Here is a 12305-nt window from a genome sequence, read left to right as displayed (position 1 = left end):
AATCACTCACTGCCCATCCGACAGCTGCGCATAGGTATCTCCCTCGCCGCCCCAGGCAAACAGGGTCTTTTCATTGGTCGTATACATGTCATAAGTCACGCCCTCGAATTCATTCGAATGGGCGTAATACTGGTCTTCGTCCTCGGTGTCACGCTCCAAGTAGCCGTAATCCACAAGAACGAAGTCCGCGTCGGCGTCGAGCTCATAAAGCTCCCATTCGCCGTCTTCGTCGATTTCGATATAGCTGGACGTGTCAAGCTGGCCGTTCCAGTACCACTCACCGGCAATGTCTGCAAATCCGACGTTTTCACCAGGCACATCGCCGCTCACCTTGGTAAAGACGCCGAAGAAATCAATATGAAGTACACCGTCATCATCAAACCAGCTGTGGTGCGCCACGCCGTCGTGCTCGTTATAGAAATAATCAGCACTGTATTCCGGCACAGCCTGAATGTAGCCGCTGGCCGTCAGATCGGTATTGTCGTCGTACAGCGCATAGCGCACCTCGTCGCCGCTGTCGTTCATCTCCACAATCAGTTCGCTGTTATCCTCGCCTGTCCAGGTTCCCCAATACATGGCATAGTCCGTCAGGAGCTGCGAATCCTTGACCATTCCTTCAAAGGATTCTGGGGCGCCAAATTCGTCATCGCCGTTTCCGCTGTCGCCGCCGCAGGCGGTCAGGGCCATGCACATTACCAGCGCCAGCACAAGGGACAAATATGTTTTCCAGCTTTTCATTGTTCTTTTCTCCTTTTTCAGATAAGTTGAATCAATGTTCCTGCTCCGCCATGGACAAGATCTCATCGTGGCTCAATTCCACATTGCCGAAGCGGACGAAGATACCGTTGGTCACGGCGCTGTTCCACACTAGCGTATCTGCAAGCGGGCGGAAACGGATCTTGTCCAGATAGGGTTTCATATCAAGCAAAAGCCGACTTCCGGACACAAAATCGACTTGCAGCACGCGATCAGGCAACGGTGCAACGGCTGCAATATACCTCCGGTTCAAATGCACATCCTCCTTTTCAGTCAAATAAAGGCGAAAAAATCCACCGTACAAATATTGTACGGTGGATTCAAAAAGATAACCATTAACCAAAGGTTAGGTCTTTTGTGATAATAGGTCAGTCAACTGCTTTCGTTTTGTCCGGGTGTCGCCCTCAATATGGAGCTTTGAGTAGATTTGATTTACATACTGCTTGACGCTGCCCTCGGATAGGAACAGCTTTTCCGCGATCTCGCGGTTGCTCAGGCGCTTTGCCATCAGACCCACGATATCATATTCCCGTCCCGTCAGTGCGGCGAACGCTGGCGGTCGGACGCTTTCATCTTTTCGCCGCTTCGCCGTTTCGCCGAACTCGATAATCTGTGCAATGAGGTCGTTCTGAATTCCCCTCGCCAGCATTGGCTCCAGATAACCGTAGTTTTCTACAAAAGGCATCACAAAGCCGTCCGGTGCGGCATCGGAAAGCGCCTTTGAGATCAATGTGTGTGCTTCCTCGTACTTGCCCAGCCTCTCATAGGCCGCCGCAGTCTGAATACGGATGTGCAGCGTCACCAGCGCGTAATGCATCCCCTCGCACACGGCAAGTAGCCCCTCGCTTCGTCCAATGACCTTTGCATAAGAACCTTGAGCAAGATACACCTGATTTTCGATCATCTCCATCATCGGCTTGCCCGGCGCAAGGATATTGACGGAGGAAAGCTGGTGCTGCGCGAATACCTCCGGGATATTCTCCGTATCACCCCGCAGAGCGTGGTAATAGGCGCTGGTGGCGTTCCAAATATTGAGCCACGCGGCGTTGTGTTGCCGCAGCAGTTCCGCACGGCGCTCCTCAAGGGTACAGCGATGCTCCACCCCTTTATGCAGCGAGAGTCGCCATGCAAGGAAATCACAGCAGAGAGCCATGTTCTCCTGCCCATTGCCCTCAATTTGAGCGTAGGCGCTTTCCAATTCAATGTGTGCGTCCGTGAGGCGTCCCTGCATAAACGCCGCTTCTGCACGCATGATTTTCTCCGCACCCTGCCCGTGCCCGTTGGTGATTTTGTAGTAATGCGGCATACATTCGTCCATCTCCACAAGCTCGCTTTGAAGCTCGCCCGGCGCACGGTAAAACATCATCAGCACTGATGGAGAACCAAACGTCCATCCGCCGCTGTTTTGGATGCTGATGGCCGGTCGGGACATTTGTGTGCTGGCACTGCGGTGCAGACGGCTCATGGCGCTGATGTCGTTGTAGCAAAGGAAACTCATGATGAGGTCACATTCACCCAACAGATTGCCGCGCTCCTCTGCGGACAGCTCCGGGTTTTCTTCAATGGCGGCCAGCAGGATTTCTTTCAGTTCCATCATTTTCGGAATGTTCCGCCAGTTGAACATGCTGCGCATCAGAACCAGCAAGGCGAGCGGGTGTTTCTTGAGCGTGGAGATCGGACATTCCGTCAAAACCTCCAGCACGTCAGTGGGCTTGAGAGATGCAAGGAGGATACCCGCATCTTCCCGCACCACGCGAAGCAGCGCATCATAGTCGCCGCAGCGCCGGTAGGACGCTATGGCGTGGAGATACTGGTGATGCGCTTCATGCCATGCGCCGAAGCGTTTCTGATAGAAGGCCCGCCTTTCCGCATCCAGCATCTCAAAGGTGCGCTCGGCACACTCCTTCATCATGTGGTGAAAACGGTATGTGATGCCATCTGGCAGGCACTTCACAAATGCGTTTTGTGCGGTCAACATAGAGAGTATCTGCCCTGCGTTGGTATCTCCTGTGATAAAATGCGCCATCTCCACGGTGAACTCATCGGCAAGGCCCATGACCGCTAAAAACTCCCGCTGCTGCTTTGGCAGCGGATCGATCATGGCAGCGGTAAAGGTGGTGTAGATATCGGAATTGCGGTCGGGCAGCACTCCGCGCTCGGAAAGCGTCCGCAGGTTTAGATAGACAGCGGAAAACCAGCCCTCGCTGGAATAAAGGAGGTTTTCGACCTGCGCATCGGAAAGATCCGTACCGCATCGGTGGGCGTAGACGGCAAGCTCCGTGTGGTTGAGCCTGAGCTGCTCCGTGCCGATTTGATAGACTTTAACCCCCAATCGCACTGTCTCCGCAGCGGGCAGAAAGCGGTCCCGGCTGGCAACGATGATGTGGACATTTCCCGGCAGGCGGTTTGTAAGCGTACAGAGGAACACCGACGCACGCCTATCGGTCAGCAGGTGAAAATCATCAATGAAAATGTAGCAAGGCTCCTCTGCCGCCAGCTCATGGCAGAGGTCGTCCACCAGCAGTCCGCTGCCAGCCGCGTCCGTGGGACAGGCGTAGTCCCGCAGGAAATCAAAGTCGGCGCGGGCAAAGGCGTCCTGTGCGCTTTTCCAGAAAATCGCAAGGTTATCAGAATACACGCTGATGCGAATGACCTTCAGCGGCTCTGTCTTTGTGCGCTCCTCCAGATACCAGTTCACCGCCGTGGTTTTCCCGTAGCCCATGGGGGCAACCACGGTGGTCAAGGCGCAGCGGGAGATAGGGCGCAGGCTCTCCTGCAGCCGCTCTGATATGTAGATGGTATTCAAATTCCATTTTAGTTTCGGCATGATGCTTCCCTCCAAGTAACCATTTTCCGCAGAACAGACAATCTGTCTGATATAGTGTGATTGTGTTCTGATTGATGAGTGCCAGTACCGTATTTTCTTTTACGATAGAAACCTATTTTTCCAAAGTCTCCATCTTAAACGGCACGACCGTTTCTTTCAGCACCCTTGCTTCCGGTAGGTTCTGGATATAGCGGATCGCCGTTTGAGCAAAAATGTTGGACTTTATTGTGTCCCACTCTGCCAACTTAATGATCTCCGCCGTGCCGTTTTCAAAGTCAAACTGAATCTCGCCCCAGTCGCCGTCGTTGTCCGCCTGATACAGGTAGACAGCGGCGGCTATTTTTTGTTCTTCTTCTGGCGTTTTGTCTGTTTCAGCGTCACGGTATGAATGAGACCGCTTTCCAACAGGTTCAGCCGCAGCTTGTCCAATGTACGCCGGTAAAACCGCTCCGCACCGCTGGCTGTCGTACCTTCAAAATCCACAGCCAAATCTTCAAAGGTGGGCTGCGTAGACAAGGGGCTGACGTGCCCGCAGGTCATGCAGATCGCATTTTCCAGATACCATTGCTCCTTATTGTCAAACGCCGCCGCAACCTCTTTAGCCTGAATCCCATTCCATAGGATTTCGGCATAGTTCCAGCTATCGTTGCGTGTTACATCCTCGCCGGTTTCCTCGCCTTCCTCATCCTGTTCTGTGCGGTAGAGGGGAACAATACTGCGGTTGCGCTGGGCAATGGTCAGCGGTTCATCCGCCGTTGTGCTTTCGTCTTTGTATCCGCTTTTGGCGGCAAACTCGGAAACGATCTCTGCGCGGCTCTTTCCCGGATTGTTGTATATCGCGCCGATCTGACGCACGCGCCGGTACTCCGCAAGGCTGGAGAACGAACCGGCTTCGCCTATCATGCGGCAGAATAGCAGCCCATCACGGACATAGTGCCTGGCATATTTCAGGAACTCCGTTCCCTGTGCCAGGTCATACTTTGGCAGACAGTACCGCAGCATTTGAAGGACTTCCAGCTTGTAGTCCAGAAACCGCGCCGGACCATAGCGGTCAAGGCCATTCTGCGAGAGAAAACGGTAAACCCAGCTGTTGAGCTGCCGTTCAAAGTGGTGCAAAAAAAGGAAAAATCTTTTCGCTGGACAGCTTTGCGTATGTAGTCGTTCAGCTCCATCTTTGGCGGTTCCGGTGTGAGCTGAAAAACGCTCTTTACTTCCTGCATCGTCAAATCGTCCGTGTTATAGAACGGTACTTTCGCCGCATAGCCGGATAAATCCCATGAGTAACCAGCAAGCTGCTCCGGTATCTGCTTGTCACGGTTATCCTTCATATCCGCACCTCCCTCCGCAATGGCTTTTGCTTACTGCTTCAAATTTGCTTTTGCCTCTGCCAGCAGAGCAGCCTGCTCCATTTCAGCGGCGTAGCTGCCCTGTGCATACCGGTTGTCTTGCAGCGCTTTTTCCAGTTTGCTTTTTGCCAGCATCTTCATCACAGCGGAGGTCTGCTCGTCCAGCGTGCCGCGTCCAAGATATTGCGTGATCGTATTGAACCGCGTCGTGTATATTCTCTTAATGGGATGGTCGGCGGCAAGCTCCCGCTGTTCACGCCCACGGAGATTTCCAACTTGACGGCAGGTACGCCCATGCTTGTCATTTGGTGCGTAGCCTTGGCAAGCCGGATCATCCGCAAAATACTGTCCTTGGCAGGACGCAGCAACTCGGCGGTCAACTTGTTCTCTCCGATTGCTGCAACAATCTTCCGCAGCGGGATACTTGCCTGTGCCAGTTCCTCCCACAGCGTATCCGAGATGTTCAGTACCTCGCAGCCAATAGTGCCGCTTGGTACGGTTTTCCCCTCATAAGTCACGCTGTTCTGCCAGTACTCCAGCGTCAGAAGATTGTGGTCGGTGATAGGTGCGGCCATACGGTTTTCCTCTTGTCACGTTTTTTAAATTATACCATACAGATATGAACAAGGAAAGACTTGTCATGCCATTCGCCTGTACCATGGGGCAGAAAATGCTCATGCTCATCGGCAAGGACGGCGAGGACAAGAGCCGCATCGGGTTATCATGCGTTCCCTGCTGGGCAACAGCATGAATACCACCAGCATCCAGAAGGTCGAGAGCAACCGGTTCAGCCGCGCTGACCTCGAAAACAAGCTCCTGATGGTGGACGATGATATGGATATGAGTGCTTTGCCCAAGACCAACTATATCAAATCTAATGTGGAAGCCACCAACAACGTCCGCATCAGCGGCAAGCGTGTGCGGGGCTTCATGGGCATTGAGGTGGTCAATCCGCTGCCCTATTAAAAGTGGAAAGTGAACTTCAAAATTTCCGTACACGCCGTACACTCTGTACGGCACTTTTCAACTCCATCTCTGAAAAACGGCTTGTGCTTGTGCGTTTCGTGAAGTGCTTCACAGTTGCGTGCAAAATCAGCCTGTTGCACGCCCGCCCAACGTGCTAAAAGCGGCGCACAGGACGTACAGAAGCGTACACAACACTGTTTTGCCGTACTGAGCCGTACATAGGCGGCTTAATTTTGCGACTCCAAAATCAATGCTTGTGAAATCCGTGAAGGTTTTTGCCGCAGGTCGAACGCAGCACACCGTTCGGTGATTTACCGAAGCGTGAAGCCGCGGCACCGGACTGCGGCATATTCTCCCGTTCCGTATGTTCCCACGCAAAAACAATGAAGCTGATAGGGTTCTGTTATGAATAGGGCATCATGGGCAAAAATCTGAGCGGATTTGCCGCACGGCGGGATTTTCACTTGCAAACACACCAGCATCACCGATACGAAAACTCACTACACGAAAATATGGAGGTAAAAGATGATGAAATCTAACTTAAGAAACGAGATCAAATCGTACATCGTCCGTCAGGGAATGACCATGCAGGAGGTGGTTGATCTTCTTCGGGACGAACACGGTGGGAGCGACAGCGTTTCCAACCTGTCCAACAAGCTCCAGCGGGAATCCCTGCGCTACATCGAGGCTGTCCAACTTGCTGACGCGCTGGGATATGAGATTATCTGGCAGAAACGAAGATAAGGAGGTTTTCGCATGACCGATACAGAAAAGAAGTTCTTGCAGGCACAGCATCAATTAGAAGAAGCGCAGGCGCGGGATCGCATAAAGGAGCGCAAAGCCCGTACCCGCAGGCTTATTCAGGGGGCGCTGTGCTGGAAAAAGTGCTGCTAGAGGTACAGGTTGTAGCCGTGTCTGAGTTGGATGAATATCTTTCCCATAGGCTGACGGGGAACGGCGAAAATGGAGGATAAGCCAGTAGCTTTCTCCCGTAAGGACGCACTTATTCACCACCACGTCGGCACAAACTCCATATCCTTCGCCCCGCCGCAAGCGGCAGGTCTCATCCATTTCGTTGTGCCTCCTTTTCCTACAAAGTCAACGACTTTGCGGGAGCCCTTTTGTGGCGGTGGTATTTCCTGCGGAAACCGTGCGCTCTCCGAGGGGGACCGCGGCTTCTGCGGAAGCCTCCAGACAATGCCACAGCCCCATTGGGTGCTGCTGTCATTGTCCGCGCAGTTGGAGAAATACCGTTGCGTTCTGCGACGTTATTTCTCCAACCGCCTGATTCAAACTCAGCCAAGAACAAATCCTCCAGATATGTTCAGGCAGCTTTGCCGCAGATAGAGTGTCGCTAATGCCGACACTCTTTTCTTTTTCCGAAAAAGAAACAAAAACAAGCCTGTGTGCAGGCAGAAAGGAGCTCGTTTGGCAATCTATCATCTGGAAACGAAGGTGGTCAGCAAGGGCTCTGCGGTTGCCGCTTCTGCTTATCTGAGCTATTCCCGCCTGTATAACGATTACGACGGGATACAACATGACTATACGAGAAAACAGCGGCTTGTCTGGCAGGGCGTGTTCCTACCGGCTATGGCTCCGCCCGAATGGAAGGACCGGGAACAGTTATGGAATGCCGTAGAGGAAGCGGAGAAAACCAAGGACAGCCGTCTTGCGCGGGAGTTCATCGTTGCACTGCCGCGAGAGCTTGACCGGCAGATGCAAATTGAACTGCTGCAAGAGTTCATCCAGCAGCAGTTTGTGGCTGACGGAATGTGCGCTGACGTTGCTATCCACGATCCGCACCCGCCCGGTCATAATCCTCACGCTCATATTATGCTGACCGTGCGCCCGCTGGATGAACAAGGACGTTGGCAGTACAAGACCGAGAAGGAATATCTCTGCATGAGAAACGGCGAGGAACGGGGCTTCACCGCCGCTGAGTCCAAAATGGCACAGAAAGACGGCTGGGAGAAACAGCATCCCTACAAGATCGGTAAAAAGAAAGTGTATATGACGCCATCTTCTGCCGAGACGCAGGGGCTTGCCCGGGCGTACAAGCATCCCAAAAGCACCCGTTACGGCAGGCAGAGAATCCCATCTCCGAACGCTGGAACAGCGAGGAACAGCTTGTGGCATGGCGGACGGCGTGGGCGGATGTGTCCAACCGCTATCTGGAACGTGCCGGTCATGAGGAGCGCATCAATCATCGCAGCAATGCCGTGCGAGGTCTGGACGAGATTCCGACCATTCACGAAGGGCCAGTTGCCCGCCAGATGGAGGCAATGGAGCTTGTTTCTGACCGTTGCGAGATCAACCGTCAGACACGGGAGCAAAACAAGCTCATTCGCGCCATCCGTGCGGAGATCACAAAGCTGACAAACGCAATCATGACCTCTGTCACTGCCCTTGCAAAAGCTCTGGAAACAGCCCGGAAGGGTATTTTGCTGCTGCGTTATTCATGGCTCTACTATACCGGCGCGGCAAAAAAGCTCGATGAGCGGATTCAGGAGATTCAGTCGGACTATGAGCGCAGTTTGGAGATACGGAAGCTGCTGCGGGAGAAATCCAAGCATAAAAAGGCGCTGACGGCGGAGCTGAAAGCACTCAGTCCGACAAGCTTCCTGCGCCGTGGGGAGATCAAGTGCGAGTTGGCTGCTGTTACCGAGGATATGGAGGAACTGAAATCCGAAATGTCCGTGCTGCTTGCCGGTTTCGACAAGGCCGATCCGGAACACATGAAGGAGGTCAAACAGCGGTTTGACGCAATGACCGCCAACAAAGCGGGGCTTGAAAGGGTCGCAGCCAACGCTGCCGCTTCCATGGATGCCGAGATCGTAAAATACAGCGAACTACAGGAGCAGGCAGAAACCGTTGACACCGACGAACTGCTCACCGCCCGCATGGAGCTGCGCGGCGGCATGACCGTAGAAGTCCGGGAGAAGATCAAGAATACCTGTGGCAGGAATTACGATTATGACCGCTTCCGTCAGGCTGACCGGGATGTGTCTGCGCTGCTGGGAGAACCGCATCCGGACGAGCAGCGGTCTGTTATCCGCAAGTTGCACCGGGCGCAGGAACAGCCTGACCCTGAAAAGCAGAACCGCAAAAACAAACGCCGCTCCGCGAAAGCGGAACGGCAGAGACTGTTCTCCGGGCTGTTGTACTGTGCAGACTGCGGCAGCAAGCTCAACTTTGCCACCTGCAAGAGCTTTGAGGGCAAGCAGGATCACTATGTTTGCTCCAAGTACAAGAATGGGCGCAGCGATTGCCCTGCACACTATATCCGGAAGGATGTGCTGCGAGAGCTGATGTTGGAACGCATTCAGGCAGTCAATGCGTATATCCGCAGCGATATGGACGGTTTTCAGGAAGAATGGCTGCATTACCGCCGCACCGATCAGGAACGGGACATCCGAGAGGATCAGAAGCGCGTGGAGCAGGCAAAAAAACGCCTTGCCAACCTTGATGTGGTCATGTCCCGGCTCTAATGAAGACTATGCCCTTGGTGAGATCAGCAAGGACAAGTACAAGAAGATGACTGCTGATTATGAGGCGGAGCAGGAACGGTTAAAACTCGAAATTGAAACACCAGAAGAATGGGGCGAGCAGCGGCAGGAAATGGGCGAAGATCTGGACGCTTTCATTGCACTGACGAAGAAGTATGTGGATGTCATTGAGCTGACGCAGACGATTGTCAATGAGTATATCAAGAAGATCGTTATCCATGCGCCGGACAAGTCCAGCGGCAAGCGCAGGCAGAAGGTGGAGATTTACTTCAACTTCGCGGACGATGTGGAAATCCCCGCGCTGGCAGAACCCATGATTGCAGAATCTACCCTTGGACGCAGAAAAACGGCGTGACCTTTACGGTCACACCGTCCTCTGCCTCAACCACAGGACTAATAGTTACTTGCAAATGTTAACCCTTGCCTGACGGGACTTTTTCTTATTCCTGCTGCATCAGCAGATGTTTCACTTCTGTATAACTGCGGCAGGTTCTCAGCTCATCCAAAAAACCAGGCCGCATCAGCAACCCTGCAAGCTCCTGTAAAAACCGCACATGTCCGTCACTCTCGGGGGAGCCGTAAGCGATCACCACATCCACCGGGTCATTTTCGCCTGCACCGAACGCCACCGGATGGGACAGGGTCAACAGACAGGCACATTCGCGGAGCACACCACACTCGGGACGCGCATGAAAAAGGGCAAACCCCTTGGTCAGTACGATGTACGCCCCTTCGGTGCGCACCGTATCGACCATCGCGTCCACATAGCGCGGCTCGATCCCTCCACCTGAGAGAAGCAGCTCCCCGGCGCGCCGCGCCGCAGCCTCCCAGTCGGGTACAACCGTCTGTAGGACGACCTGGTTGGGACTCAACAATTCTTGGAGCATCCCGTTTTCCTCCTTTCAAAAGTGAAACCGTTTTTTGAGCTCATGCCGGGTCTTGCGCGGGGTAAAAATGATGATTCCCAAAATTGTCAGCCCAGAATATGCCGCGCCCACCACACCGGTCCACATCACAGTAGACTTGTCCCAGAGCAGAAAGGCGGACATCCCGATGCCGAGCACCGAGATACCGAGCTGATAGAGGATATAATCGCGGAAACGTTTTGGGCGGAAGATCATCACCGCAGTCATCAGGCCCGCAGCAGAGATCAACACAAACGGGATCACATAATTGGTGCTCCACTGGTAATAACCAGTCGCGGAGTCAATCGCAAACGACAGCAACGAGATTCCAAAAATTTGGATCAAGGCCAACATGCCGATGTTGCGGCGAGACTTGCGAATAAAGCGGATGCTCAACCAAAGGTAGGCCAAACCGATCGCTGCAATCAGCGGCCAATGGCCGCTGCGTGCCGTATAAAAATCAATCAAAACGCAGGCAGCCACCACCACGATCGACAGATAAATAAGCAACTTGGTCTTCCGTTTGGCACCGGATGAAACCGGGGCGGACGGAAATGCCTGTTCAAACTGATCATTCCGGTCCGCCAGGTCGCTGTGACACAGGGGACAGGTGCGTTGTCCGCTCACCACCGACACCTTGCAGCTTTCACAGTATCTCATCTTCATCCACCTCGTTGCTCACAATCTGCACCTCCACCCCCTGATTAGCCAAGCTGCGAAAGAAGAAGCGCTCTACATCTTTGTCCTCCATCCCAGAGACAAACGACACGGTCATTCGTTCCCCCAGCGAGCACAGGCAGACCTTGAAGCACTGGCTGCGGGTGAGGTTGTTGAGCGCCTCAAAACGTTCCACATATGGCAACTGCTCAGTAGGCAGGCGCACCTGGCCCAGGTTGGAGAGCGTGGTGGTGTAGCCCTTTTCTCCACGGCGATAGATGGCGCGGAGGAAAAAATTCTTGGCGAACAGCGGGATAAACCGGATTGCCAGGTTGCGCTCCGCATTCAGATTGTAGGCCAAGCGTTGGGAGAGGCTTTCCAATTGGAGCGCCTCCTTCATCTGGCCGGACACCTCCTCCAACACCTGCTCAAAGGTATATTTCTTCTGGTGGAAGTTGACCGACACCGTGATAAACGAAAAGAAGTTGCGGATGGTGCTGGACTGGAAAAAACCGCGGAGATTGACCGGCACTGAACAGACAACCGGCTTATTCTCAGCATAATATTGAAAATTGGTCCGATCGATCGCATAGAGGAGTAGCGAGACGAGGTAGGCGGTTACAGTGACGCCCGCCTGTTTGGCGAGCTTCAGCACCTCCCCAGTGGGAAGAATCCCCTGGGTGACATCCACCCGGTCGCCCAGATAGCGCGCTCCCTTCAACTGATATGCGGTCGTAACCTTAGGCCGCGGCGGCTTTTTCTCCATCCGGTTCCGCAGCCGTTGGAAGCTGTCCTCATCCAGGGCGTGCTGCGAGAATCCGGTGTCAGCGAGCAACTCGTTCACCGCGACCTCCTCGCGGTGGCGCTGCTTGAGATAAAAGTAAACGATGCTCTTGAGCAGAACCATGGCGCCCGCCCCGTCGGTGAGGGCGTGAAACATCTCCAGATTGATCTTCTGACCGTAATAGGTGACACGGAACATATAACCGTTGTTCTGGCGTTTGTCGATGCCACGCAAGGGATAGAAACAATCCTCTAATATAATCGGCCTTTGGTCGTTGGTCTCCCAATAATACCAAAACAGCCCGCGCCTCAACTTGACACGGAAAGTGGGCAGTTCTTTGAGCGCGCTCTCCACCGCAAACGCGAGTAATTCTGGATCGACCGATTCTTTCAGCTTTGCGCTGAGGCGGAAAACGCTGGAGTTGCTGGAACTGCGCACCGCCGGAAACACCTTAGCAGCGTTATCCAGTCGGTGCCAATAGTAGTCTTCCCGTTGTTTTCCCATCTCTCGCCTGCGCCCCTCGCCTGTTTACTCGATTTTTCTCAGTCTATTATACTA

Annotated in this window: 12 protein-coding genes and 2 pseudogenes; 6 read left to right on the top strand and 8 right to left on the bottom strand. The window is 53.7% G+C overall.

Annotation, left to right across the window (positions count from 1 at the left end):
- Nucleotides 1-6 precede the first annotated feature (6 nt).
- The 5 genes from H8711_RS03415 to H8711_RS03395 form a co-directional block, all read right to left on the bottom strand.
- Complete coding sequence (locus H8711_RS03415; RefSeq protein WP_249282134.1) at nucleotides 7-738, bottom strand: hypothetical protein; 732 nt, start codon at nucleotides 736-738, stop codon at nucleotides 7-9.
- 31 nt (nucleotides 739-769) lie between these two features.
- Complete coding sequence (locus H8711_RS03410) at nucleotides 770-1009, bottom strand: hypothetical protein (protein WP_249282133.1); 240 nt, start codon at nucleotides 1007-1009, stop codon at nucleotides 770-772.
- A 93-nt stretch (nucleotides 1010-1102) separates the two neighbouring features.
- Nucleotides 1103-3583: a winged helix-turn-helix domain-containing protein gene (locus H8711_RS03405; RefSeq protein WP_249282132.1), complete on the bottom strand. Its 2481-nt coding sequence runs from the start codon at nucleotides 3581-3583 to the stop codon at nucleotides 1103-1105.
- 336 nt (nucleotides 3584-3919) lie between these two features.
- On the bottom strand, nucleotides 3920-4699 hold the full coding sequence (locus H8711_RS03400) for a hypothetical protein (RefSeq protein ID WP_249282131.1): 780 nt from the start codon (nucleotides 4697-4699) through the stop codon (nucleotides 3920-3922).
- 242 nt (nucleotides 4700-4941) lie between these two features.
- Nucleotides 4942-5376, bottom strand: a complete 435-nt coding sequence (locus H8711_RS03395) for a DUF6076 domain-containing protein (RefSeq protein WP_343274523.1) — start codon at nucleotides 5374-5376, stop codon at nucleotides 4942-4944.
- Between the two features lie 208 nt (nucleotides 5377-5584).
- Here H8711_RS03395 and H8711_RS03390 point away from each other — a divergent pair.
- From H8711_RS03390 to H8711_RS03365, 6 genes and pseudogenes are all read left to right on the top strand, one after another.
- Nucleotides 5585-5859: pseudogene (locus H8711_RS03390) on the top strand (DUF5906 domain-containing protein); the annotation flags it as partial.
- Between the two features lie 564 nt (nucleotides 5860-6423).
- Nucleotides 6424-6639, top strand: coding sequence for an LLM class flavin-dependent oxidoreductase (locus H8711_RS03385; RefSeq protein ID WP_249282273.1), 216 nt, complete (start codon nucleotides 6424-6426; stop codon nucleotides 6637-6639).
- 12 nt (nucleotides 6640-6651) lie between these two features.
- Complete coding sequence (locus H8711_RS14320; protein WP_425516138.1) at nucleotides 6652-6789, top strand: hypothetical protein; 138 nt, start codon at nucleotides 6652-6654, stop codon at nucleotides 6787-6789.
- A 510-nt stretch (nucleotides 6790-7299) separates the two neighbouring features.
- Nucleotides 7300-7824: pseudogene (locus H8711_RS14185) on the top strand (MobA/MobL family protein); the annotation flags it as partial.
- 200 nt (nucleotides 7825-8024) lie between these two features.
- On the top strand, nucleotides 8025-9383 hold the full coding sequence (locus H8711_RS14180; RefSeq protein ID WP_343274522.1) for a recombinase zinc beta ribbon domain-containing protein: 1359 nt from the start codon (nucleotides 8025-8027) through the stop codon (nucleotides 9381-9383).
- On the top strand, nucleotides 9349-9756 hold the full coding sequence (locus tag H8711_RS03365) for a DUF4368 domain-containing protein (RefSeq protein WP_249282130.1): 408 nt from the start codon (nucleotides 9349-9351) through the stop codon (nucleotides 9754-9756). The genes H8711_RS14180 and H8711_RS03365 overlap by 35 nt, the downstream gene beginning before the upstream one ends.
- 85 nt (nucleotides 9757-9841) lie before the next feature.
- Here H8711_RS03365 and H8711_RS03360 read toward each other — a convergent pair whose 3' ends face one another.
- The 3 genes from H8711_RS03360 to H8711_RS03350 are packed head-to-tail and all read right to left on the bottom strand — an operon-like array spanning nucleotide 9842 to nucleotide 12251.
- Nucleotides 9842-10288, bottom strand: a complete 447-nt coding sequence (locus H8711_RS03360) for a PTS sugar transporter subunit IIA (protein ID WP_249282129.1) — start codon at nucleotides 10286-10288, stop codon at nucleotides 9842-9844.
- A 15-nt stretch (nucleotides 10289-10303) separates the two neighbouring features.
- Entirely contained in the window at nucleotides 10304-10966 is a 663-nt protein-coding gene (locus H8711_RS03355) for a DUF6320 domain-containing protein (RefSeq protein ID WP_249282128.1), read from the bottom strand.
- Complete coding sequence (locus tag H8711_RS03350; RefSeq protein ID WP_249282127.1) at nucleotides 10953-12251, bottom strand: hypothetical protein; 1299 nt, start codon at nucleotides 12249-12251, stop codon at nucleotides 10953-10955. Before H8711_RS03350 ends, H8711_RS03355 begins: the two co-directional genes overlap by 14 nt.
- Between the last annotated feature and the right edge of the window lie 54 nt (nucleotides 12252-12305).

The organism is Ligaoa zhengdingensis, assembly GCF_014384885.1.
GTDB lineage: Bacteria > Bacillota > Clostridia > Oscillospirales > Ruminococcaceae > Ligaoa > Ligaoa zhengdingensis.
This window is presented reverse-complemented; position numbering and strand designations above follow the sequence as displayed.